Consider the following 24,254-nt stretch of genomic DNA (forward strand, 5'->3'; position numbering starts at 1 on the left):
GATGCTGAAAACCCTGATTGACGCGTTCGCGCTGATCTCCACCTGGGAGGTCATCATCTCGATGTTCGCGGCCTCCGTGTACGGGCTGGTGATCGGCTCGCTGCCCGGCCTGTCCGCGACGATGGCGACCGCCCTGCTCGTCCCCGTCACCTTCTATCTTTCGCCGATCGCGGCGATCGCGACCATCGTCGCGGCCTCGTCGATGGCGATCTTCTCCGGCGACATTCCCGGCGCGCTGCTGCGCATCCCCGGCACGCCCGCCTCCGCCGCGTATGCGGATGAGGCCTACGCCATGACGCGCAAGGGCCAGGCCGAACTGGCGCTGGGTGCCGGCGTCTGGTTCTCCGCGGTCGGCGGCATCGCCGGCGTGTTGTCGCTGATGATCCTGGCGCCGCCGCTGGCCGAGATCGCGCTGTCGTTCTCCACCTTCGAATATTTCTGGCTGGCACTGCTCGGCCTGATGTGCGCCACCCTGGTGGCGCGCTCCTCGCCGGTGAAGGCGATCGCCGGCATGTTCATCGGCCTGCTCGTGGCCTGCATCGGCATCGAGAATCCCGGCGGCGTGCCGCGTTTCACCTTCGGCCTGACCGATCTGTTCGGCGGCATCGAGCCGATCCCGGCGCTGGTCGGCGTGTTCGCGGTGGCGCAGGTGATGCGCGCGATGCTGACGCCCGAGCCGCCGCCGCTGCCGCGGCGCAAATTCGGAAGCATCATGGCGGGCCAATGGAGGCTGACGAAGCTGTATCACTGGCAGATGACGCGCGGAAACATCGTCGGCATCATCATCGGCGTGCTACCGGGTGCCGGCGCCGACATGGCCGCCTGGGTCTCCTACGCGATGTCGAAGCGCTTCTCCAAGGAGCCGGAGAAGTTCGGCACCGGCCATGTCGAAGGCCTGGTCGAGGCCGGCGCCAGCAACAATGCCAGCATCGCCTCGGGCTGGGTGCCTTCGCTGCTGTTCGGCATCCCCGGCGACACCATCGCGGCGATCGCGATCGGCGTGCTCTACATGAAGGGGCTCAATCCCGGCCCGACGCTGTTCACCGAGAAGGCGTCGAGCATGTATGCGATCTATCTGATGTTCATCATCGCCAACATCATGATGATCCCGCTCGGCATCGCCATGATCCGGGTCGCCAGCTACATCCTGCTGGCGCCGCGCTCGGCCATCATGCCGATCATCATGCTGTGCTGCGCGGTCGGCTCGTTCGCGATCGGCAACAACATGTTCGGCGTCGTCACCGTCGCCGCCTTCGGCGTGATCGGCTACGTCATGGAGGCGAACGGCTATCCCGTCGCGGCCATGGTGCTCGGCATCGTCATGGGCACCATGGTCGAGCAGGCCTTCGTCACCTCGCTGATCAAGTCCGACGGCAGCATCCTGCCGTTCTTCGAGCGGCCGGTCGCCGCTGTGCTCGCCGCCATGGCGATCGGCGCCCTGCTGTGGCCGGTGATGGTGTGGGTGTGGCGGAAGGTAAAGCCGGCGCAGGCCGCGGCTGTGACCACCCGTTGATATCGGGCGGGCGGGCCCTCGCCTGCTCCGCCTCGGCGTTGTAAAGCAGAGGCATGACTGAGAAGGCCTCGCTCGACATCAAGACCCTTGCCCGCGAGCTCCGCGCCGGCAGCCGCGCGGCGCTGGCGCGCGCTATCACGCTGGTGGAGAGCCGGCGCGGCGATCATCAGGCGCTGGCGCGTGAGCTGGTGCAGATGCTGCTGCCCGACACCGGCAAGGCGTTCCGCGTCGGCATTACGGGATCACCGGGCGTAGGCAAGTCCACCACCATCGACGCGCTCGGCGTCTACCTGATCGAGCAGGGCCACAAGGTCGCGGTGCTCGCGGTCGATCCGTCCTCGGCGCGCAGCGGCGGCTCGATCCTCGGCGACAAGACCCGGATGGCACGGCTGTCGGCCTCGAGCGAGGCCTTTATCCGCCCCTCGCCGTCCTCGGGCACGCTCGGCGGCGTCGCGGCCAAGACGCGCGAGGCGATGCTGCTGTGTGAGGCGGCCGGCTTCGATGTCGTGCTGGTGGAGACCGTCGGCATCGGCCAGTCCGAGACCGCGGTCTGCGACATGACCGACTTCTTCCTCGCCCTGATGCTGCCGGGCGGCGGCGACGAGCTGCAGGGCATCAAGAAGGGCCTGGTCGAGCTCGCCGACATGATCGCGATCAACAAGGCCGACGGCGACAACCTCAAGCGCGCCAAGGTCACCGCCGCCGATTATCGCGGCGCGCTACACATTCTGGCACCAAGGTCCGAACATTGGCATCCGCCGGTCGAGACCTATTCGGCGCTGACCGGCGATGGCATCGCAACGATCTGGCAAAAAGTCCTCGATCACCGCACCGCGATGAACGCGTCCGGCGAGTTCGGCGCGCGGCGGCGCGAGCAGCAGGTGAAGTGGATGTGGTCGATGCTAGAGCAGCGCATGCTGGCGAGGCTGCGCAGCGAAGCGTCGGTGCGGACGAAGGTCCGCAAGATCGAGACTGAAGTGGCCGACGGCCATCTGACGCCGGCGCTCGCCGCCGAGCAGATCCTGGAATTGCTGCAATGAGCGACAAGCTTCGCATTCTCCTCACCGGCTTCGGACCGTTTCCGGGCGCGCCCTATAACCCGACCCAGCCGCTGGTGGCCCGGCTGACCCAGCTGCGCCGTCCGGCGCTCGACGATGTCGCGCTGTCGAGTCACATTTTCCCGGTGACCTATGCCGCGGTCGACCGCCAATTGCCTGACGTGCTCGCCGCGCAAAAGCCCGATGCGCTTCTCATGTTCGGCCTCGCCGCGCGCACGCCCTACCTGCGCATCGAGACGCGCGCGCGCAACGCCGTCACCATGCTCTGGCCCGATGCGGCCAATACGAGATCGAGCAAGCGCGGCATCGCAGGCCAGGCGGATGCCATGATGTTCGGCCCCCATACCGCAAGACTGCTGCGCGCCGCGCGCCTCACCGGCATCGACGCGCGGGCCTCGCGCGATGCCGGCGCCTATCTCTGCAACTATCTGAGCTGGCGGGCGATCGAGACCATGAAGGCCGGTGGTCCGCAGCTTGCGGCGTTCATCCACATCCCCCCGCTCGCACGCAGCGGCGCCGTACGGCGCAAGGGCAGCGCCCGGATCACGCTGGAGGAGCTGGTGGATGCGGGGGAAGCGATGCTGATGGAGATGGTTCAATTGGCACGGAAGGCACGGAACACGCCGGTCTCGTAGCCCGCTTCGTAGGGTGGATTAGCAAAGCGCAATCCACGACATCTCCATCAGCGGTTCCGTATTCGCGGCAACACGGTGGGTTACGCCTACCTACGGCTAACCCACCCTACGGCACCGTCTCTTGCGTAAACATTTAACCCTACCGCAAACAATCCTCACCGCCTTCGCCGCCCTGCGCTACCTAGGCGGCGCGGACATCTCCCGCGTCCGCCGGAGGACGCGTCATGGACCTCAATCGCCGTCATCTCATCGGGGCTTCGACCGCCGGCATTGCCGCCGGCGCGCTCGTCATGCCAGTTGACGCTGCGCGCGCGGCGCCGCTGACGTCGCTGCTCGGCCGCGACGCGACGCAATACGGCGTGCGGCCCGGCAGCAGCGAGGATCAGACCCGCGCCCTGCAGCGTGCGATCGACGAGGCCGCTCGGGCGCAGGTGCCGCTCGCCTTGCCGCCCGGCATCTACCGGGCCGGCCTATTGCGGCTTCCGAGGGGCGCGCAACTGATCGGCGTGCGCGGCGCGACCAGGCTCGTCTTCAGCGGCGGGGCCTCGGCAATCCAGAGCGACGGCTCCGATGCGATCGGCCTCACCGGCATCACCTTCGACGGCGGCAACATCCCGCTGCCGGCGCGGCGCGGCCTGATCCACGTCCTCGGCGGCCAGGACGTTCGCATCACCGATTGCGCCATCGCGAACTCCGGCGGCAGCGGCATCTGGCTCGAGCAGGTCGCGGGCGAGATCTCCGGCAACATCTTCACTGACATCGCGCTGACGGCGGTGGTCTCGTTCGATGCCCGGGGCCTCAGCGTGTCCCGAAACACCATCACCGGCACCAATGACAACGGCATCGAGATCCTGCGCACCGCGATCGGCGACGATGGCACGCTGGTGGCGGACAACCGCATCGAGAACATCAAGGCGGGGCCCGGCGGCTCGGGCCAGTACGGCAATGCCATCAACGCGTTCCGTGCCGGCAACGTGATCGTGCGCGGCAACCGCATCAGGAATTGCGACTATTCGGCCGTGCGCGGCAACTCAGCCTCGAACATCCACATATCAGGCAACAGCGTCAGCGATGTGCGCGAGGTCGCGCTCTATTCCGAGTTCGCGTTCGAGGCCGCAGTGATCGCCAACAACATCGTGGATGGCGCTGCCGTCGGCGTCTCCGTCTGCAATTTCAACGAAGGCGGCCGCATCGCGGTGGTCCAGGGCAACATCATCCGCAACCTGATCCCGAAACGGCCGATCGGCACGGCGCCCGACGACGATGCCGGCGTCGGGATCTACGTCGAGGCTGACACATCGGTGACCGGCAACGTGATCGAGAACGCGCCGTCCTACGGCATCGTCGCCGGCTGGGGCAAATATCTGCGCGACGTCGCGATCACGGGCAACGTGATCCGCAAGGCGCTGGCAGGTGTCGGCGTTTCCGTGATGCCGGGCGCGGGCACCGCCCTCGTCAACAACAACATGATCTCCGAGACGCCGCGCGGTGCGGTGGTCGGGCTCGACCACGCCCGGGCGGTGACATCGGATCTCTCGGCCGATGGAGCCCAGCGGTTCGCCCAGATCGTGGTCGGCGGCAATGCGGTGCGACGGTAGGCGCGGCTGAGAGCTGGGCCACGCATCCTTCGGAGTTCGTCAAGGGACGCGTCGCGTCCCATGCCTCGCACCTCAGGATGATATCCTGAGATTGTTGCATCAAAACTTGACAACCCAAACACGGCCGTCATCCTGAGGTGCGAGACACGTGGCGCAACGCGCCACGTGGGGAGCCTCGAAGGATGATGTTGTGGGCATCTATGTCTACATGCTGCGCTGCGCGGACGGCTCGTTCTATATCGGAAGCGCGACCGGCGAGGACACGTCCAAGCGTGTCGATGAACACAATGCGGGAATTCACCAGGGCTACACTTATTCAAGACGCCCGGTCATCCTGGTCTGGTCGGAGTATTTCGATCGGATCACCGATGGGATAGCCGCCGAGCGTCAGCTCAAGGGGTGGAGCCGCGCCAAGAAGGAAGCACTCATTCGTTCCGATTGGAGTTCGGTGAGCAAGTTTGCGCGGCGACGCGCGGGAGCGCCTAGGTCGAAGTAGTAAGCTCGTTGTGGCGACAGATGGGGGCGGCAGATGGGCCGCTCATCCTTCGAGGCTCCCCATGGGACGCGTCGCGTCCCATGCCTCGCACCTCAGGATGACGGGGCGCGAAACACGGCCGATACTCTCTAGCCTCACTCACCGCCTCAGAATGCGTTCCTGAGCAACGGGTATTTGGCTTCCAGGCCGTCGAGGCTGAAGGTGAATTCGACGACGCGCTCGGGGGCGGCGACGATTTCCTCGGCGGGCGGGGAAAACTGCGGCAGGAGCGCGGTCATGGCCGCCGGCGCCGTCTTCACAGCGGGCGGCGCGAGCGGCGGCCTTACTTCGGGCGCGGTGAACGGTGCCACGGCGGGCGCGAGTGGTGACCTCACGGCAGGCGCAGTGAGCGGTGCCTTCGCCGCGGGAGCCCTGAGCAGCGGCATCTCGGCTGGGGCGGTGAACGAGGGCATTGCGGGCAATGCCGCCACATCGGGCACCGTGAGCGGCGCCAGCGCCGGCGGCTCGGAGAGCGGCGCAATCGGGGCTTCGGTGATCTCCGCGAGCACATCCGGCTGCGGGTCGAGTCTGACCGGCACGGCGGTCTCGGGCACGATATGCACGGCCTTCGGCTGCACGGTGTGCGGCGGCTGCTCGCGCGGCATCGCCGCCGGCGACCAACCGAAGGCAGGCGTTACGCTCGCAGCTGCCTCGGCGACGTCACCGCCGGTTGCGAGCGCGCGCCAAGTCTGGACTGCCCGCTTGGCTTCCTGGATGTTTTCGAGGAACGCGATCTCGGAATGATAGCGGCGCCAGCGGCCGGTCTCGAACATCTCGGAGAGATGCTGCAGGCGCTGCTCGGCGAGAGCGCACCAGCGCGCCGCAATCTGGCGGCTGCCAGCCGCGTCGCGGATAAACTCTAGGCGATGTGTCATGAACCAGCCCGTCGGGAGAAAATACGGACGCGGAGACGCAACGCACACGAATCAATTTAGACGCGACATGAATATTTTGTGGAAAAGTTTTGACTTGTCCAGCAGCGACACGGCGTTCGTCATCAAACACCGTAGTCGTGCGGAGAATTACCGTGTTTTCGAGTCAAGCTCCCCGCAAGCATAACGGAGTTGCGGCGCATTGCGCGCGCGACGGCGAGCCAAATTCCGGAGAACCTCAACCGCAAGATGAACGAATGGGAGACTTCGAAGGATCGGACACCCGGAGTCTCGGTTTTGATCGAAGGAAGATCAGAGCTCTGGATTTTCGGTTTGACGCATGCTCTTCGCGCGAACGGAATCCATGTCGGAGGAAAACGCTCTGAAAAGAAAAGACCCGTCCGGGGGGACAACCGGACGGGTCAAGCCATATGGGCGCTTGGGGTGGATGGGCGCTCGCGCCTGATATGACCGATGGGGAGGGATGACCGCTCCCACATAATTTGGTCGTGGCAGCTGGCTGAACGTTCAAGGCGGCGTTCGCTTTTTTGCTTTCGGCTTCGCGCGCATCTTTGTCGCAGACGCTATCGCGTCGCCGGCCTATCCGCCTGAGAAATCGTGGATTTATCGTCCGTGCTCGACAGCGACGGCTGCTCGATCGCGCGGCTGCCCGGCTCATCGCGGCGCTTGGCGGCATCTTCACGTTTTGTTGTACCGGGTGCCGCCGCAACCGGCGACGCGCTGTCGGCGGGAACTGCCATCACTGCGGCAAACGCATCGGTCTGACCATCGCCGAAGAGTTCGTCGCGCCCGGGCGAGCCGAGGTCGCGCGCGGTCTTCGTCAGGGTCGTCCGCAGCGCTTCCGGCTTCAGGGCATGGTTGCGCTCGAGCAGCAGCGCCGCGACGCCGGAGACGTAGGCGGCCGAGAACGAGGTCCCCGACGTCATCTGGTACTTGCCGTCCGGCGCCGGCAGGAAGATGTCGACGCCGGGTGCTGCGACGGCGATGTAATTGCCGCGGTTGGACGCTGTGAACAGCCGGTCCTGCTGATCCGTCGCGCTGACCGCGATGACGTTGGGATTGGCGGCCGGATAGAGCGGCGGCGATTTCGGGCCGGCGTTGCCGGCGGCGGCGATCAGCACGAGCCCGCGCGCGGCGGTCGCCGCGATGGCGCGTTCGATGACCGCGTCCTTCGGGCCGGCAAAGCTCATATTGATGATCTGCGCACCGTGCTCGGCGGCATAATTCAGCGAGCGCAGGATGATGTAGGACGAGCTTTCGGCGCCGCCATTGGCGCCGCCGAAAGCCCGGATCGCGATGATGCGGGCCTCCGGCGCACTGCCCATCAGCCGGGCATGTGCCACGATCGCGCCGGCGATGCCGGTGCCGTGGACGTGCGGTCCCTCGGAGCTGCCGAGCGCGTCGAAACTATCGGCGATGGAATTGGCAAGCTCGGGATGCCTGGCGTCGATGCCGGAATCGATCACGGCGATCGTCACGTTGGCGCCATGTGCCAGCGTATGCGCCTGCGGCAGGCGGAGCTTCGTCAGCGCATATTGCGCAGGATCGCCCTCGGTCGTCCGCGACGACCTCTGATCCTGGAGCACGTAGCGGAAGTTCGGCTGGAGCGAGCGCACGCTGCCGTCGGCTGCGAATTCACGCCGCACCGTCTCGTAGGGCCGGCCGTCGCTGATCCGGAACAGGCCGAAGGTGGCTCCGATCAGCGGGAAATTTTCCGACGAGATGCGCCTTAAGCCGTGCCGGCGCGCCAGTTGGTCGGCCTCGGCCGACGACAGCGCAGCGTCGATCTCGGCGACGAACTCGCCTGCGAAGCTGGTCGAGGTCACCGCGGCCGGCGTCCTGCTGCCGCGCCCCTTGCCGGCGGTCTTCTTGCCCGATTTTCCGATGCCATCTCCGCCAGCACTCGGCTGGCCCGCGCATTCGCCGTCGGCCCCGCGATTGGGCGCGGTGCAGGCCGGATAGAGGTTCGGCGAATAGCGTGCATAGGGCAGCACCGGCACCGTCGGCCGGATGCGCGAGGTGGTGTTGGGAATGGTCGCCATGGTCCGCGGGCCGCCGGCGACGCCGACCGGGCGCGCCGCGACATTGGGACTGACGCGCGGGGTGATGCTCGGCGTGATGGTCGGCGTGCGCGAGGGCACGCTGATCGTCGGCGTACGCATGACCGCCTGCGCCTGCACTTGCTGGGCACCGAAACAGACGGCGATCAGAAGCACGGCGGCGACCGATGACGCGTGGGCCTTGGCGCGCAACCTGCTCTTGGACTTGCCCGTCATCGGCTCAGCGGCGCCCTTAGGGCGCCGCGACGGCGAGGTTGACGAACTTCTCGCGCTGCATCCTGCCGAGCAGCGAGGCGAGCTCGTCCTGGCTCATCGCCTTGTCGAACTGGAGGCGGAACATGCCGCCCTTGGCATCGCCGATGATCGAGGCCTGGTAGCTGTCGAGCAGCGCAGTGATGTCGGCGACGCGCGCCTCGGGCGTGAAGCGCACCAACGCGCGCGACGGCGCGGCGGATGACCCGAGTTCGCGCGTGATCGGCGCGCTGGTCGAGACCGAAGCCGTCTGGAAGGTCGCCGGCTGGTTCTTCATCAGCACCGCGCCGATGATTCCGGCCTGCAGCACCAGCGCGACGGCGCCGAGGCTCGCCGACCACGCCAGCGTGCGCGGCGACAGGCTCGCGAAGAAGGTCGCAATGCGCGCCGACAGCGGCAGCGAGCCAGTCGCACGCGCCGGTTCGGCGTCGATCGCGGCGAACAGCTTCTGCATCGCGCGCGACGACGGCGCCCCCAGGCTCTCGTTCAGGTGGATGGTCTCTTCGTACTCGCCGCGGATGGCGGCATATTGCCTGGCCAGCTCGGGATCGCGCGCCAGCGCTTCCTCGACACGGCGCGCATCACGCACGTTCAGCGTGCCGGCAGCGTGCCAGGGCAGCAGCAGTTCAATTTCACCGGGCTCTTGCTCCAGCATCTTCTTGCTCAAAGCCATCATGGCCAGCCTCGCTCAACGCCGGCTGCCTTCAGCAGTTCGGCAAGTTTCTTGCGCGCATAGAACAAGCGCGTCTTCACAGTGTTCTCCGGTATCCCGACGATTTCGGCCACCTCTTCCACGGACTTCTCGTGGTAGTAGACGAGATCGACGATTTCCCGGTGGTCCGGCGAGAGGCCCGTCAGACACTCCCGCAACGCCTCACTGGTGTCTTTCTTCTGCACCACCGTTTCCGGATCGTCGGACGTGTCCTCGATCGCGTTGGCGGCTTCTTCGTCCAGCTCGAAATCCTTCCTGCGCCGGAGCGCAGACAGGGCCTTGAATCGGGTGATTGCCAGCAGCCAGGTGGAAACGGCGGATCGGCCCTCGAACTTGCCGGCTTGACGCCAGACGTCGAGAAACACCTCGCTGATGAGGTCTTCCGCCGCCTGCTCGTCCCGCACGAGCCTCAGACCGAACCTGTAAACCCTGACATGGTGCCGCCCGTACAGCACCTGCATGGCAAGCCGGTCACCTTGAGCGATCCTGGCGATCAGGATCTCGTCCGAAGCCGCCTGTGTCGCGCTCAATGGCCGTCTCGCAAAGTTGGTCGGGTCGATGCGCTGGACGGTTCGACGGGGAGGGCAAAATTGTTCATGCTACCGCAGTCATACGGGGGCCTGTGTGAGCTAACCCACATACGGGCATTTTTCTGGTCCCACCCGTGGTGGTCAGCATCGCCAATCCGAATTGGTATCATAATACTCGGTATTTCCCTGCGGAATGCCTGTCCGGGCACAGGCGGCCGGCCTCATCCGGTTCCATAGCAGCCCTGCACCACCTTTGTCGCGCCAAGCCCTGCTTCGGCTCGACCGCAGCGCAAACGATATTGATCGCCGGTAAACCCAAGCTGGCTGATCACCTTGTTCGGTCCTGCACGCTCCGGATTCGATTTCAAAGGATACCAAACCTAAAGGCTTGCCACGTAGGTTTTTACGCTGACATCGACCAATGGCGGGACCATGAGCACGGCCGCGACGTCCTTTCCGGAGAGGAATGCCGCAGAGGTCGCGGATGTCGTCTCCGTGCCCGAGACGACGGCTCCCGAAGTCAAGGCGCGCCGGGCCCGGCAGCGCCGCCAGATGTACATCGCCCAGGTCGCAAGCTATTCGCTGGGCGCCTCGGTCCTGCTGCTCTACGCCTATGACGGCGCGGTCTCGATGGTCGTTCCGTCGCTGTTCTGGCTGAGCGGCCTCCTGATCATCGGGACCTTCACGGTGCTGTCTGAAGCCGGTTTCGGCGACCGGTTCGACGATCATTACCTCACCGTCTATCAGATCTCGGCGCATATGGCCCTGCAGCTGGTGTTCCTGCTCGCGGTGCCGACGATCGGGGTCACGTTCCTCGCCGTGTTGTTCCTGATCTTCGCGTTCGGCACGCTGCGCATGACCTCGAGTCAGGCAGTACTGACCTGGGGCCTTGCCACCTGCGGGCTCGCTTCGGTTTTCCTGGGATCGGACCTGCCGATCGGATTGCCGGTCGCGACCTTGCTGCAGCGAACCGCCTCCATGCTCTGCTTCGTGCTGGTGATCGGCCAATGCGCCTTCCTCGGGCTGTTCGGCGCCACCCTGCGCAAAGTCCTGTACCGCCGCAGCATCGAGCTGAAGGCGGCCTATCAGCGCATCGAGGAGCTGGCCGAGCTCGACGAGCTCACCGGCTCCTACAACCGCCGCTGCATCATGCGGCTCCTCGACGCCGAGATCGAAAAGTCACGGCAGGACTCCACGCCTTGCGCGATCGCGCTGTTCGATCTCGACTGGTTCAAGCGCATCAACGACGCCCACGGCCATCCGGTCGGGGACGAAGTGCTGCGCACGTTTGCAATCACCATTTTCGCCAACATCCGCGCGACCGACAGTTTCGGGCGCTACGGCGGCGAGGAATTCCTGCTGCTGCTGCCGGACACGCCGGGCGACGTGGCGTGCCGCATGCTCGAGCGCTTGCGCGGCATCGTCGCCGACCTCGACTGGAGCGCATTCTCCCCGAGCATCCGGGTGACCATTTCCGCGGGCGTCGTGACGCTGCGCGACAATGATACTGCCGACTCGTTTCTCGCGCGCGCCGACAGCGCGCTCTATTCCGCCAAGGCGCAGGGGCGCAACTGCATTGCAACGGGCTGACCAATCCATTTTCTTCCGGCACGGCAGACGCCGGGCCGAACGCTCCAGGACAGGGCAATGAGATCCAAATCCTCAAGACAATCCGAAGATCTGCTCGACGAATTGCAGGCTGCGCTCTCGCACGGCACGGTCGCGCGCCGGGTCGAGACGCTGCGCAGGGTCACCGATCTTTTCGCGGGCAACGCCCTCGACTATTCCGACGACCATGTCCGCGTGTTCGACGACGTGTTCCAGTGCCTGATCGGGCAGATCGAGACCTCGGCCAGGACGCTGCTTGCCGAACGCCTGGCGCCGATCGCGGGTGCGCCGCCGCAGACCATCCGTACGCTCGCGCTCGACGAGGTCATCGAGGTCGCCGGCCCGGTGCTGTCGAAATCGGAACGGCTGGACGAAGCGACCCTGATCGAGATCGCGCGTACCAGGGGCCAGGCCCACCTCAAGGCGATCTCGCTGCGGCATACGCTGTCGGAAGCGCTGACCGACGTGCTGGTGACGCGGGGCAACGAGGACGTGGTGCAGTCGACCGTCGGCAATCCCGGCGCGCGGCTCTCCGAGCAAAGCCTCGCCGACCTCGTCGTCCGCGCCGAACGCGACGACGACCTCGCCAACTGCATCGGACTGCGGCCCGACCTGCCGCGTCATCACTATCTGAGGCTGGTCGCCAAGGCATCCCTAAGCGTGCGCAAGAAGCTCGCGGCCGCCCATCCCGAGCTCGCGATCGAAGTGTCGCGGGCCGTCGAGGAAGCGGCCCAACGGGTTCGCGCCGTCGCCATGACGAAGCAGACCGAGATGGCCCGCGCGCTGGTGACGTCGCTGCACGCGGACGGTCGCCTCAACGAGCTCCAGGTCAAGGCCTTCGCCGAGCAGGGCAAGTTCGACGAGACCAATGCGGCGCTGGCTGCGCTCGCAGGCGTCGCGGTCGAGACCGCCGAGACCATGATGATCGAGAGCCGCACCGAAGGCGTGATGATCCTCGCCAAGGTCGCCGGCATGCAATGGTCGAGCGTGCGCGCCATCATCGCCATGCGCGAGAAGCTCTCCAGCGGCTCGCAGACGGACATGCTGACGCTGCGCGACACTTACGAGGCGCTGCGCGCGTCGACCGCGCAGCAGGTCCTGCGCTTCCACCGCATGCAGCTGCAAGCGACCCCGGCGGCGTGAGCCGGCGCGCTGCTAATACCGCAACACCCTCGACCCCACCAGCGCGCCGATCGCGGTCACCAACGCGGTCGCGAGCGTGTACCAAGTCGCGACGAACAGCGGGGAATCGTCGGTGCAGTGGGAGGCGTAGAGGGTCGCGGCGAGCCCGGCCGACACCAGGCCGGCGAGCGCTCCGGCAAGCGCGGGTCGCGACGGCGCGCCGTGGCGCAGCCCGAACAATGCCCCTGCAAGCAGCGGCAGCGACATCGCGGGGATCGCCACCAGGCATACCCTGGAATTCTTGCCCATCAGGCGCATCGTCATCGGCATTGCCGGCGCCATCATCGCCTCGCTGCCGATCGCCACGGCGAGCAGCCCGACGGGAAGCAGCAAGAGCCAGCCCCAGCCGCGCAGCAGGGCTTCGGGACGCGACAGATGCAGGCTGACGATGATGGCGGGAATCGCGAGCGACAGCGTCACCGCGAACTTCATGTCGAAGAACGGGTTGCGCATGGCGGTCATCACGTCGGCGCGCACGCCGAAGAACGTCGCAAAGATCAGGATCGACAGGGGCGCAGCCACCAGCAGCGCCATGCTCAGCACGGCGCCGACGCGCGGCGCGCGGTGCGGGTTGTCGGCGGCGAGCGAGCGAATGAGTTGATCGGTGTGCATGACTAATGGTCCCGCAGTTTGGCCGTCAGTGCCGCAAGTCCGCGATGCAGCGCCACCCGCACCGCGCCCTCGCTCATCGATAACTTCGCCGCCGTATCCTTGATCGACGCGGCTTCGACCGCGATCGACTGCAGCACGTCGCGCTGGCGCTGCGGCAGCGTGCCGAGCTGCGCGGCGACCTCGCCGGCCGAAGCCGTCTCCTGCGCCGCCTCGCCCGGCAGCGTCTCGGCGAAATCGTCGATATTGACGAACACACGCTTGCCGCGCCGCCGGAGCGCATCGATCAGCTTGTTACGGCCGATCGCAAACAGCCAGGGCGCGAAAGGAGCTTCGCTGTCCCAGGTATGCCGCTTCAGATGCACCGCCAACAAAATCTCCTGCACGATATCCTCGGCCTGATCGGGAGGCTGACCAGCCCGCGCCAAGCCGCGCCTCGCGGCAGCGCGCAGCACCGGCGCGACTGCCTTCAGCAAGCGATGATACGCCGCATCATCGCCCGCCATGGCCGACCGCATCAGGCCGGTCCATTCGTCCTCACGTCCGCGCACCCGCGCCCCTCACTTGCAATTCGGCCGCTCAATCAATTTGTTACGCGCACAACGTTCGTATCACAAACTCGTGATCAAAACCGCACCTGCGCGACCAAAGCCGCCGTCGACGTCTGCGAGGCCTCATAACACCGATCGGTGCCGCCTGCATCGGGCAGCCAGCTTGCGCGCGAGCGTTTGCCGCTTTTTTGGCGGGCGTAGCCCGAAGATTCCCCTTTTTTGCCCCGCTGTCGTCACGCGCCGGGGTCTCTGTTCGCAGCCGGGACGGGCGGAATTGGGGAGATCGTCGACATGATGAAAGCCAGCACGCGCGCAGCCCTGATCTTCTTGGCCGGGCTTGTCTTGCTGTTCGGGGGCGTTGCACAGGCGGCGCCGGATTCGGCCGCAAGCAACAAATCCGACGGCGCCGCGAAGGGATCCGACACGGCCAAGCCCCGCCGCCATGACGCGCGCCGTACCAGCGGCAGCAGCAAGGCTGCCCAGAAATCCGACAAGAAGGACGCCGTGGCCAAGGCTGATGAGGCCAAGCAAGACAAGATCAACAAGAGCGATGCTGAGATGCCGGCGTGGGCCCAGATGCCGCCCGAGGTCGCCAACGCCAATGCACAGCTCACCGCCGACACGCCAAGTGCCGCTGCGGCCTCCGCGATGACCAATCGGGCCAACGACAACGTCCAGGCAGCAGCCGATAATACCAGCACAGAGAGCCAGGACAGCCAGGTCGTCGCGCCCGATCAGATCAATGACATCGATCGTGCCGTGCAGGAGAACCCGCCGGTGCAGACGGCGGTGATTGCCGCAACCGAGGCGCAGCCACGGCCGGCACCGGTGATGGCCAGCCAGCAGAGCTCGGCCTGGGACCAGAGCTCCCTGATCGGCAAGATCTTCATCGGCGTCGGCACGCTGCTGACCCTGGCCTCTGCCGCGCGCATGTTCATGGCTTGATCGCAGGTTCCGCCGGGACGCGCGACCAACGCGCAGCTCGGTCCGGCCCCCTTGAAGCCCACCGCGCCAGCGGGCACATTGCTCATCCAATCAAAAGCGTGGGTGGAGCATGAGCACGTTCGAACACATCATCGTCGAAAGCCAGGGTGCGGTCGGCATCATCAAGCTGAACCGGCCGAAGATGCTCAACGCGCTCTCCTTCGGCGTCTTCCGCGAGATCGCCGCAGCGGTCGAGGATCTCGAGGCCGATGACGCCATTGGCTGCATCGTCGTGACCGGCAGCGAGAAGGCCTTTGCCGCCGGCGCCGACATCAAGGAGATGCAGCCCAAAGGCTTCATCGACATGTTCTCCGAGGATTTCGCCGCGATCGGCGGCGACCGCATCGCGCGTTGCCGCAAGCCGACGATCGCCGCAGTTGCCGGTTATGCACTGGGAGGCGGCTGCGAGCTTGCCATGATGTGCGACATCATCATCGCCGCCGACACCGCCAAGTTCGGCCAGCCCGAGATCACGCTCGGCACCATTCCCGGCATTGGCGGGACCCAGCGCCTGACGCGTGCGATCGGCAAGTCCAAGGCGATGGACCTCTGCCTCACCGGCCGGATGATGGATGCTGCGGAAGCCGAGCGCTCGGGCCTCGTCAGCCGCATCGTACCCGCGGACAAGCTCATGGACGACGTGATGGCGGCAGCCGAGAAGATCGCCGCGATGTCGCGCCCTGCGGCCGCGATGGCCAAGGAAGCGGTGAATCGCGCTTTCGAGACCACGCTCGCCGAGGGCATGAGCGTCGAGCGCAACCTGTTCCATTCGACCTTCGCGCTGGAAGACCGTTCCGAAGGCATGGCGGCGTTCATCGAGAAGCGCAAGCCGGTGAACAAGAACCGATAGAGGCAAACCAGTCAGGCTGGTGTAAGTCTCTCTCGCCCCGATGGAAATCGCTGTGACGAAGCTGCAACAAGCACGGATTTCATGGGGGTTTTCCCCGCGGCAGTTTGCCTGCGAGACCTGCGCTGGTTAAACAGTTAAGACGGCCGCCGTCGGCGGGGGCGGACAGGCAAGGTTTGCGGGATTACATGATTGGGCGTGCCGCCAGAGCTGGTCGCGTGATGATGCGGCATCGATCGGGCGTGGTTTCCGTGTTTGCAACATGGGCCGCGCTGGCGCTTTCTTGCGCCCCCTCCTCCCGGGCCTGGGCCGAGGCTCTCCCCGAGGCACTCGCCAAGGCCTATCAAACCAATCCGCAGCTCAATGCCGAACGGGCGCGCCAGCGCGCGACCGACGAGAACGTGCCGCAGGCGCTCGCAGGCTACCGGCCCCAGATCGTCGCCAGCCTGAGCGCCGGCCTGCAATCGGTGCGCAATCTGTTGCCCGACAACACCATCCAAACCGCAAATCTGAAGCCGTGGATCGTCGGCGTCACGGTGACGCAGACCCTGTTCAACGGTTTCCGCACCGCCAACAGCGTGCGGGCCGCCGAGCTTCAGGTGCAGTCCGGCCGCGAGGCGCTGCGCAATGTCGGCCAGGGCGTGCTGCTCGATGCGGTCACCGCCTACACCAACGTGCTCGCCAACCAGTCGCTGGTCGAGGCACAGCGCTCCAACGTCGCCTTCCTGCGCGAAACGCTCGCGGTGACCCAGCGCCGCCTCAACGCCGGTGACGTCACGCCGACCGATTCCGCCCAGGCCGAAGCCCGCCTCAACCGCGGCCTTGCCGATCTCAACGCGGCCGAAGTCGCGCTTGCCGTCAGCCAGGCCACCTATGCGCAGGTCATCGGCAATGCGCCGTCGCAGCTCAGGCCCGCCGAAGCCGTCGACCGCTATCTGCCGAAGAGCCGCGAGGATGCCCAGACGATGGCGATCCGCCAGCATCCGGCGGTGATGGCCGCCAGCTTCGATGTCGATTTCGCCTCCACCAACATCCGCATCGCCGAAGGCACGCTGCTGCCGAGCGCGACCATCCAGGGCAGCGCCAGCAAGAGCCGAAACAACGACCCGACGCTCGGCACGTTCGCGGAGGACCAGGCCTCCATCGTCGCAAACGTCACGGCACCGATCTACGACGGCGGCCAGGCTGCGGCGCAGACTCGTCAGGCCAAGGAGATCACGGCGCAGAGCCGGCTCGTGCTCGACCAGATACGCAACCAGGCACGCGCTGCGGCGACGAGCGCCTGGGTCGCCAATGAGGGCGCCAAGGTCACGGTGTCGGCCTCGGAGTCCGAGGTGAAGGCTGCGACCGTGGCGCTCCAGGGCGTGCAGCGCGAGGCCGCCGGCGGGCAGCGCACGACCGTCGACGTGCTGAACTCGCAGGCCGATCTGATCCTGGCCAAGGCCCGCCTGATCGGCGCGCAACGCGACCGCGTGATCGCCTCCTACACGCTGCTCAGCGCGATCGGCCATCTCGACGTGAAGACGCTGAACCTGAACACGCCGGACTATCTGCCCGAGGTGCACTACCATCAGGTTCGCGACGCCTGGCACGGCCTGCGGACGCCGTCGGGGCAGTAGCCTCGCGCGCAGCACCTCCAAGCCCAACCATATCGCATCAGCATCTCGAGCTGCCACCATAGCCTCCCGCCTCTTTGACATTCTGTAGCCTATGGGCTACAATTGCAGCTTATGGTCGAGGTAAGGCAAACCGGACATTTTTCGGAGTGGCTGGAGCGCCTCAAAGACGCCAACGCGGTTGCCCGGATCACCGTTCGTATTCGCCGCATGGAGATGGGCAACCCCGGTGACAGCAAAAGCGTCGGGCGTAATGTCCGGGAAACGCGCATCGACTACGGCCCGGGCTACCGGATTTACTATGTGCAGCGCGGAGCACAGATCGTGATCCTGCTCTGCGGTGGCGACAAGGGGACGCAACGACGAGACATCAAGCTAGCCGAGCAACTAGCGGAGACATTGTGATGCCGAAGGCAGCAAAATCGGCGTTGAAGACGACATCCAGGACGACGCGTTTCGATACCGCCGACTATCTCAATACAGAGGAGCGTCAGGCGGCCTATATCGCGGCTGCGCTGGAGACCGGCGATGCCGACTTCGTGCGTGACGCGCTTGGGCTCGTCGCACGCGCGCGCGGCATGAGCAGGATCGCGAAAAAGGCCGGCTTGAACCGAGAGAGCCTGTATAAGGCCCTCGGCGAGACGGGAAATCCCGAGTTTGGCACGGTCATGCGCATCCTCGGCGCGTTGGGCCTGACATTGTCGGCCCAACCCGCGACAAGCGGACGGACATCAAGGCGCCGCCGCGCCTCCTGAACGGGCGTGTGAGTCGCCCTCATACGTCCCATCTCCGTTTTCCGGCGGTTTTCACGTCTTTTCGGCCAGTCTCAGGTTGTGCATATGAAGAGCTGCCGCATCCATCTGATGGGAGCCTCGGGCTCCGGAGTGACCACGATCGGTCGCGCGCTCGCGGGCCGGCTGGCGCTGCCGCATCACGACAGCGACGACTATTTCTGGCTGCCGACCGTGCCGCCTTATCGAACGACCCGCCCCGTCGCCGATCGCCTGCGCCTGATGCGCGAGATGTTCTTGCCGCGTCTCGACTGGGTGCTGAGCGGATCCGTCACCGGCTGGGGCGAAGAGCTCGTTTCGTACTTCGATCTGGTCGTCTTCGTGACTGCGCCGCGCGAGATCCGGATGAAACGATTGCGTGCCCGCGAGGCCGCCCATTTCGGCGCTGATGCTGTCGCGCCGGGTGGCTGGCGCCATGGCGAGACCGAAGACTTCGTCGAATGGGCTTCCCGTTACGAAGCCGGCGATCGCGAAGGCCGCAGTCTCGCCAAGCATGAAGCGTGGCTCTCGGGCCTGCCCTGCCCGGTCGTGCGCGTGGACGGCTCACGTCCGCTTGCGGGTCTTGTCGGGCAGCTATGCAGCGAAACGGAGCGGTTGCCCGGCTGATGTGATAGTCTCCCCCACTCGCCGATAAAAACAACAAGCCGGGAGAGAAACCATGCTCAGCCGACGCAGCGTCCTGCTCGCCTCCCTTGCCGCCGGAGTAGCCATGACCAGCAAAGCGCAGGCACGTGCGGCACAGCCCGCGACGCCGGTCAATTTCGACGTCCCCGCGCACGCCTGCGATTGCCACACGCACATCCATGGCGACGTCGAGAAATTCCCGTTCTTCGCCGGGCGCGTGTACACGCCGGAGCCGGCCAGTCCGGAGGAGATGGCCGCGCTGCACAAGGCGTTGCACATCGAACGCGTGGTGATCGTCACCCCGAGCGTCTACGGCACCGACAATTCCTCCACCCTGTTCGGCATGAAGGCGCGCGGCGCGACCGCGCGCGGGGTCGCCGTGATCGACGACAAGACGACGGAGGCCCAACTCGATGCCATGCATCAGGACGGCTTCCGCGGCATCCGCCTCAATCTGGCGACGGGCGGCGTCAATGATCCCGCTGTCGGCCGGCCGCGCTTCACCGCCGCCGTCGAGCGCATGAAGACGCGCGGTTGGCACGTGCAGCTCTACACCACGCTGGCCATGATCTCGGCGATCAAGGACCTGGTCGAGACGGCGCCGGTGCCGGTCGTGTTCGACCATTTCGGCGGCCTCGAAGCTTCGCTCGGGCTGGAGCAGCCGGGCTTCTCCGATCTCGTTGCGCTCGTGAAGTCCGGCAAGGCCCATGTGAAGATCTCGGGCGCCTATCGCTCCTCGAAGCTCGCCCCCGACTATCAGGACATGGTGCCCTATGCCCGCGCGCTGATCGCGGCCAATGCGGACCGAATCGTCTGGGGTACCGACTGGCCGCATCCGGATTCGAGCCGCGTCGAGGGTCGCAAGCCTACCGACATCGCCCCGCTCTACCAGATCGACGACGGCCGCCTGCTCAACCAGCTGCCGGTGTGGGCGCCGGATGCGGAGGTGCGCAAGAAGATCCTGGTCGGCAATCCGGCGCGGCTCTACGGGTTCTGAGATCACCGCTGCGCGTTACAGCGCGATGAGATCGATGAAGCACCATCGCGCTGATCTTTTTTGCGCATGATCTTTCGGAAAACCGCTACGCACTTTTCCGGATCATGCGTCAGCGCGCGCGGCGGGAGAAGAAGGAGATCAGCACCGGCAAGGTCACGAGGATCACGACCGGCGCCAGCATCATGCCGGTGACGACCACGACTGCGAGCGGCTTCTGCACCTGCGAGCCGATGCCCTCCGACAGGGCCGCCGGCAACAGGCCGACGCCGGCGACGACACAGGTCATCAGCACGGGTCGCAACTGGAGCTCGCCGGTGCGAACGACTGCGCTCATGCGGTCCATTCCCTCTTCGATGAGCTGGTTGAACTGCGACAGGATGATGATGCCGTCCATCACGGCAATGCCGAACAGCGCGATGAAGCCGATCGCCGCGGAGACGCTGAATGCCGTGCCTGTGATCAAGAGGCCAAGCACGCCGCCGAAGATCGCCATCGGGATCACGCTCATCGCGAGCAGCGTGTCCGTCATCGAGCCGAAATTGAACCAGAGCAGCACGCCGATCAGCGCGAGCGAGATCGGGACCACGATCGACAGGCGGCGGATCGCGTCCTGGAGGTTGCCGAACTCGCCGACCCACTCCATGTGCGAGCCGGGCGGCAGCTGCACCTGCTCGGCGATCTTGTCCTGAGCCTCGCGGATGGCGCTGCCGAGATCGCGCTCGCGCACCGAGAACTTGACCGGCAGATAGCGCTCCTGCTGCTCGCGATAGATGTAGGCCGCGCCCGAGACGAGGCTGATGGTGGCGACCTCGCTCAGCGGGATCTGCGTGACGGTGCCGTTCGGCCCGGGCGCGCCGATCCGCAAATTCTGGATCGCCTCGGCGCTGCGGCGGTATTCCGGCGCGAGGCGAACGATGATCGGGAAGTGACGGTCGCTGCCGGGCTCGTAGAGATCGCCGGCCGTGTCGCCGCCGATCGCGACCTTGATGGTGGCGTTGATGTCGCCCGGCGCGAGGCCGTAGCGCGCCGCCTTGGCCCGGTCGATGTCGATCTGGACGGTCGGCTGGCCGAGCGAGGTGAACACCGCAAGGTCGGTGACGCCCTGCACGGTGGCCAGCACCTGCTTGATCTTGTTGGCGGTGTCGGTCAGCGCCTGGAGGTCGCTGCCGAACAGCTTGATCGAGTTCTCGCCTTTCACACCGGAGACGGCTTCGGACACGTTGTCCTGGAGATATTGCGAGAAGTTGAACTCGACACCGGGGAAGCGATCGTCGAGCTGCTTGAGAAGTTGCGCGGTCAGCTCCTCCTTGTCGCGGGTGCCGGGCCACTGGCTCACGGGCTTGAGTGGCGCGAAGAACTCCGCGTTGAAGAAGCCGGCGGCGTCGGTGCCGTCGTCGGGACGGCCGTGCTGCGACACGACCGACTCGACCTCCGGCCGCGCGCGGATCAGCTTGCGCATCTCGTTGACGTAGGAATTGCCTTCCTGGAGCGAGATGGTCGGCGGCAGGGTGGCACGGATCCAGAGATTGCCCTCCTCCAGCTTCGGCAGGAATTCGAGGCCGAGCAGCCGGGCGAGCAAGACCGTCGTCAGCACGAGGCCGACCGCAGCGCCGAGGACGATGGTGCGATTGGCGACCGCCCAATGCAGCACTGGCGAGTACAACCGGTGCAGGAGCAGCATCACCTTCGTTTCGGTTTCCTCGACATGGGCGGGCAGGATGATCGCGGACAGCGCCGGCGTGATGGTGAACGTCGCAAGCAGCCCGCCGGCCAACGCGTAGGCATAGGTCCGCGCCATCGGCCCGAAAATGTTGCCCTCGACCCCGGAGAGCGTGAACAACGGCAGGAAGGCGGCGATGATGATCGCCGCGGCGAAGAAGATCGAGCGCGAGACGTCGGCGGCCGCGCTGAGGATGGCATGGCTCTTCATGCCGAATAGCGTCTCGGAGGACATATGCCCGGATTCCGAGACCGGCGTCGTCTGCGTCAGGCGACGGAAGATCGCCTCCACCATGATGACGGTGGCGTCCACGATCAGGCCGAAATCGATGGCGCCGACCGACAACAGGTTGGCCGATTCCCCGCGCAGCACCAGGATGATCACGGCAAAGAACAGCGCGAACGGAATCGTGGCGCCGACGATCAGCGCGCTGCGGAGATTGCCGAGGAAAATCCACTGCAAAAGCACGATCAGAAGGATGCCGACCACCATGTTGTGCAGCACGGTGTGGGTGGTGAGCTCGATCAGGTCGCCGCGGTCGTAGATACGCTCGATGCGTACGCCGGGCGGCAGGATGCTGGAGTTGTTGATCTGCTGGACGAGTTGGTGGACGCGCTTGATGGTCGGTGAGCTCTGCTCGCCGCGGCGCATCAGGACGATGCCCTGCACGATGTCGTCGGTTTCGTCGAGGCCGGCGATGCCGAGACGCGGCTTCTCGCCGACGGTGACGGTGGCGACGTCCTTGACCAGCACCGGATTGCCGCCGGTCTGCGCCACCATCGTATTGGCGAGGTCGTCGATCGAGCGGATCAGGCCGACGCCGCGCACCACCGCCGATTGCTGGCCGATATCGACGGTGTTGCCGCCGACATTGACGTTGGAATTGCCGACCGCCTGAAGCAGTTGCGGCAGCGTCAGCCCGTTGGCGACCAGCTTGTTGAAGTCGACTTGAATCTCGTAGGTCTTGCTCTTGCCGCCCCAGCCGGTGACGTCGATCACTCCAGGCACGGCACGGAAGCGGCGCTGGAGGATCCAGTCCTGGATGGTCTTGAGATCGAGCACGCTGTAGTTCGGCGGCCCGACGAGACGGTAGCGGAAGATCTCGCCGATCGGGCTGAGCGGCGAGATCTGCGGCTGCACGTTGCCGGGCAGCGGCGCGAGCTGCGCCAGACGGTTCAGGACCTGCTGCGCCGCCTCGTCATAGGTGTAGGCGAAGGAGAACTGGATCTTGACGTCGGAGAGGCCGTAAAGCGAGATGGTGCGGATGGTCGTGATGTTCTTCAGGCCCGCAACCTGGGTCTCGATCGGGATGGTGATGTAGCGCTCGATTTCCTCCGCCGACAGGCCGGGACTCTGCGTCACGATGTCGACCATCGGCGGGGTCGGATCCGGATAGGCTTCGATGTTGAGCCGGCTGAACGCGATCAGGCCGCCGATCAGGACGGCCGCGAACATCCCGATCATCAGGAAGCGCCGGTTGACGGCAAGGGCGACGAGACGATCCATTCAGGTCTTCAATTTTCTTGGGTCGTCGATCAGCTGCCGGACGCCGCGCGGTCGATGAACAGGCTGCCCTTGGTGACGATCTGCTCGCCGGGCTTCAAATTGCTGGTGACCTCGACGAGGTTGCCGTTGATGAGGCCGATCTTGATCTGGCGCAGCTCGACGGACTTGTCCTCGCGCGCAACCCAGAGGCGGACCTTGTCGGCCTCATAAATCAGCGCCTGCTTCGGCACGGCGGGTGCGGCGCGGTCGCCGGCCGAATAGACCGTGACGTTCGCGAACATCTCCGGCTTCAGCAGCCCATCCTTGTTGTCGATGGTGGCGCGCACGAGCAGGCGGCGGGTGGCGGGATCTATCGCGGCGGCAACGTAGTTGATCTTGGCGCTGAACGGACGGCCCGGCAGCGCCATCACGTTGACGGTGATGTCCTGCCCGATGCAAACTGCGGCCGCATCGCTCTCGCGCACGAAGGCGGTGAGCCACACCGTGGAGAGATCGCCGACCACGAAGACCGGATCGCTGGCGCCGGAGTTGACGTACTGGCCGGGGCCGATCTTGCGCTGCACGACGGTGCCGGAGATCGGCGAATAGATCGTGATCTCCCGATCGATGACGCCTTTTTCCTGGAACGCCTTGATGGCCTCGTCGGTGAAGCCGAGGATACGCAGCTTGTTGCGCGAGGCTTCCAGCGCCGTCACAGAGGAGCGCATGTCATTCTGCGCCTGGACCTGGGTCGCCTCCGCCTGCTGATAATCCTTCAGCGGAATGGCGTGGCCCTCGTACAGGTCCTTGGCGCGCTTGAATTGGAGGTCGGCGAGGTCGATCGCCGACTTTGCCTTGTTCTGCGCCGTCATCGCCGCGATGAAATCGTTCTGGGCCTGCACGGTGTCGGCGGCTTCGATCGTGAACAGCGGCTGGCCTTGCTTCAGCATCTCGCCCGGCCTGGCCAGCAGCTTGGTGACCCGGCCTGCATAGGGCGAGAACACCGGCGTCGATCGGTCTTCGTCGATCGCGACCTTGCCTTCGGTGACATACTCGGCGCGGAAGCTTTTCGCCTTGACCGGCTCGATGGTCAGCGTCGCCCATTCGGACGGCGTCGGCGTGAAAGCCACCGCATTCTTGCGCGACTGGCTGGAGATCTCGGAGTGCTTCTTCTCTTTAGGCGCGGCGTAGAGCACGCCGTAGGCAGCGGCACCGGCAAGGGCCAGTAAAACTACGGAAGAGATCATCCGTCGTTTTGTAAACACATGCAATCGCATCGTATTTTTTGCTGTCATGGAGCCCGGTCGTGCCTGCGACGATCTCGGCGAATGAGTGCCCTATCGGTCGCGCTAATAGTCCCGAATTCCGATTTCGAACAACCTAAAAAGCGCCCGGCTCTTCGCTGTTAGCGTTAAAATTTGCAGAGCTGTAAGCTTCATGTCAGCTTCTCGCCG

General features: G+C 65.6%; 22 protein-coding genes. 14 read left to right on the top strand and 8 right to left on the bottom strand.

Annotation, left to right across the window (positions count from 1 at the left end; all coding sequences use genetic code 11):
- The first annotated feature begins 1 nt into the window (after position 1).
- The 5 genes from AC3WLX_RS07095 (at position 2) to AC3WLX_RS07115 (ending at position 5,300) form a co-directional block, all read left to right on the top strand.
- Positions 2-1,513 (top strand): tripartite tricarboxylate transporter permease, encoded by a 1,512-nt coding sequence (locus tag AC3WLX_RS07095; RefSeq protein WP_492335241.1) that lies wholly within the window; start codon positions 2-4, stop codon positions 1,511-1,513.
- A gap of 53 nt (positions 1,514-1,566) precedes the next feature.
- The gene (gene meaB / locus AC3WLX_RS07100) at positions 1,567-2,553 is read left to right on the top strand and encodes a methylmalonyl Co-A mutase-associated GTPase MeaB (RefSeq protein ID WP_492335242.1); all 987 of its coding nucleotides are present in this window, start codon (positions 1,567-1,569) and stop codon (positions 2,551-2,553) included.
- On the top strand, positions 2,550-3,206 hold the full coding sequence (locus AC3WLX_RS07105) for a pyroglutamyl-peptidase I (RefSeq protein ID WP_492335243.1): 657 nt from the start codon (positions 2,550-2,552) through the stop codon (positions 3,204-3,206). The genes meaB and AC3WLX_RS07105 overlap by 4 nt, the downstream gene beginning before the upstream one ends.
- A 224-nt stretch (positions 3,207-3,430) precedes the next feature.
- Positions 3,431-4,804 (top strand): TIGR03808 family TAT-translocated repetitive protein, encoded by a 1,374-nt coding sequence (locus tag AC3WLX_RS07110; RefSeq protein ID WP_492335244.1) that lies wholly within the window; start codon positions 3,431-3,433, stop codon positions 4,802-4,804.
- Positions 4,805-4,994: 190 nt separating this feature from the next.
- A complete protein-coding gene (locus AC3WLX_RS07115) occupies positions 4,995-5,300 on the top strand; it encodes a GIY-YIG nuclease family protein (protein WP_291631817.1) in 306 nt (101 codons plus the stop codon).
- A gap of 146 nt (positions 5,301-5,446) precedes the next feature.
- On the opposite strand, the gene AC3WLX_RS07120 is transcribed toward AC3WLX_RS07115, so the two are convergent.
- The 4 genes from AC3WLX_RS07120 to AC3WLX_RS07135 form a co-directional block, all read right to left on the bottom strand.
- On the bottom strand, positions 5,447-6,214 hold the full coding sequence (locus AC3WLX_RS07120) for a TIGR03809 family protein (RefSeq protein WP_492335245.1): 768 nt from the start codon (positions 6,212-6,214) through the stop codon (positions 5,447-5,449).
- Between the two features lie 581 nt (positions 6,215-6,795).
- Positions 6,796-8,508, bottom strand: coding sequence for a S8 family serine peptidase (locus AC3WLX_RS07125; RefSeq protein WP_492335246.1), 1,713 nt, complete (start codon positions 8,506-8,508; stop codon positions 6,796-6,798).
- Between the two features lie 16 nt (positions 8,509-8,524).
- Positions 8,525-9,220, bottom strand: coding sequence for a hypothetical protein (locus tag AC3WLX_RS07130; protein ID WP_492335247.1), 696 nt, complete (start codon positions 9,218-9,220; stop codon positions 8,525-8,527).
- Positions 9,217-9,786 carry a sigma-70 family RNA polymerase sigma factor gene (locus AC3WLX_RS07135; RefSeq protein ID WP_025035047.1) on the bottom strand — a complete coding sequence of 190 codons (570 nt, stop codon included), beginning with the start codon at positions 9,784-9,786 and terminating at the stop codon, positions 9,217-9,219. The genes AC3WLX_RS07130 and AC3WLX_RS07135 overlap by 4 nt, the downstream gene beginning before the upstream one ends.
- A gap of 432 nt (positions 9,787-10,218) precedes the next feature.
- Here AC3WLX_RS07135 and AC3WLX_RS07140 point away from each other — a divergent pair, with 432 nt between their 5' ends.
- Together AC3WLX_RS07140 and AC3WLX_RS07145 are read left to right on the top strand one after the other, a co-directional pair.
- Complete coding sequence (locus tag AC3WLX_RS07140) at positions 10,219-11,376, top strand: GGDEF domain-containing protein (protein WP_492335248.1); 1,158 nt, start codon at positions 10,219-10,221, stop codon at positions 11,374-11,376.
- 57 nt (positions 11,377-11,433) lie between these two features.
- Positions 11,434-12,537, top strand: coding sequence for a DUF2336 domain-containing protein (locus AC3WLX_RS07145; RefSeq protein ID WP_291626129.1), 1,104 nt, complete (start codon positions 11,434-11,436; stop codon positions 12,535-12,537).
- 12 nt (positions 12,538-12,549) lie between these two features.
- Here the strand turns inward: AC3WLX_RS07145 and AC3WLX_RS07150 are convergent, their stop codons facing one another.
- Together AC3WLX_RS07150 and AC3WLX_RS07155 are read right to left on the bottom strand one after the other, a co-directional pair.
- Positions 12,550-13,188, bottom strand: coding sequence for an NrsF family protein (locus AC3WLX_RS07150; RefSeq protein ID WP_492335249.1), 639 nt, complete (start codon positions 13,186-13,188; stop codon positions 12,550-12,552).
- Between the two features lie 2 nt (positions 13,189-13,190).
- The gene (locus AC3WLX_RS07155; RefSeq protein ID WP_492335250.1) at positions 13,191-13,736 is read right to left on the bottom strand and encodes a sigma-70 family RNA polymerase sigma factor; all 546 of its coding nucleotides are present in this window, start codon (positions 13,734-13,736) and stop codon (positions 13,191-13,193) included.
- Positions 13,737-14,027: 291 nt separating this feature from the next.
- Here AC3WLX_RS07155 and AC3WLX_RS07160 point away from each other — a divergent pair, with 291 nt between their 5' ends.
- The 7 genes from AC3WLX_RS07160 to AC3WLX_RS07190 all read left to right on the top strand — a co-directional run bounded on the left by AC3WLX_RS07160 (position 14,028) and on the right by AC3WLX_RS07190 (position 19,595).
- A complete protein-coding gene (locus AC3WLX_RS07160) occupies positions 14,028-14,681 on the top strand; it encodes a hypothetical protein (protein ID WP_492335251.1) in 654 nt (217 codons plus the stop codon).
- Positions 14,682-14,790: 109 nt separating this feature from the next.
- Positions 14,791-15,570, top strand: coding sequence for an enoyl-CoA hydratase (locus AC3WLX_RS07165; RefSeq protein ID WP_492335252.1), 780 nt, complete (start codon positions 14,791-14,793; stop codon positions 15,568-15,570).
- Between the two features lie 218 nt (positions 15,571-15,788).
- Positions 15,789-17,186 carry a TolC family outer membrane protein gene (locus AC3WLX_RS07170; protein ID WP_492335253.1) on the top strand — a complete coding sequence of 466 codons (1,398 nt, stop codon included), beginning with the start codon at positions 15,789-15,791 and terminating at the stop codon, positions 17,184-17,186.
- A gap of 111 nt (positions 17,187-17,297) precedes the next feature.
- Positions 17,298-17,588 carry a type II toxin-antitoxin system RelE/ParE family toxin gene (locus AC3WLX_RS07175; RefSeq protein WP_492335931.1) on the top strand — a complete coding sequence of 97 codons (291 nt, stop codon included), beginning with the start codon at positions 17,298-17,300 and terminating at the stop codon, positions 17,586-17,588.
- Positions 17,588-17,938 (top strand): addiction module antidote protein, encoded by a 351-nt coding sequence (locus AC3WLX_RS07180; RefSeq protein ID WP_492335254.1) that lies wholly within the window; start codon positions 17,588-17,590, stop codon positions 17,936-17,938. The genes AC3WLX_RS07175 and AC3WLX_RS07180 overlap by 1 nt, the downstream gene beginning before the upstream one ends.
- Positions 17,939-18,022: 84 nt before the next feature.
- The gene (locus tag AC3WLX_RS07185; protein ID WP_492335255.1) at positions 18,023-18,580 is read left to right on the top strand and encodes a P-loop NTPase family protein; all 558 of its coding nucleotides are present in this window, start codon (positions 18,023-18,025) and stop codon (positions 18,578-18,580) included.
- Between the two features lie 52 nt (positions 18,581-18,632).
- Positions 18,633-19,595, top strand: a complete 963-nt coding sequence (locus AC3WLX_RS07190) for an amidohydrolase family protein (RefSeq protein WP_291619693.1) — start codon at positions 18,633-18,635, stop codon at positions 19,593-19,595.
- Positions 19,596-19,704: 109 nt separating this feature from the next.
- Here AC3WLX_RS07190 and AC3WLX_RS07195 read toward each other — a convergent pair whose 3' ends face one another.
- Both AC3WLX_RS07195 and AC3WLX_RS07200 read right to left on the bottom strand, forming a co-directional pair.
- Positions 19,705-22,821 carry an efflux RND transporter permease subunit gene (locus AC3WLX_RS07195; RefSeq protein WP_492335256.1) on the bottom strand — a complete coding sequence of 1,039 codons (3,117 nt, stop codon included), beginning with the start codon at positions 22,819-22,821 and terminating at the stop codon, positions 19,705-19,707.
- Positions 22,822-22,850: 29 nt separating this feature from the next.
- Positions 22,851-24,095 (bottom strand): efflux RND transporter periplasmic adaptor subunit, encoded by a 1,245-nt coding sequence (locus tag AC3WLX_RS07200; protein ID WP_492335257.1) that lies wholly within the window; start codon positions 24,093-24,095, stop codon positions 22,851-22,853.
- Positions 24,096-24,254: the final 159 nt, after the last annotated feature.

The organism is Bradyrhizobium sp. FW305-F6, assembly GCF_058782905.1.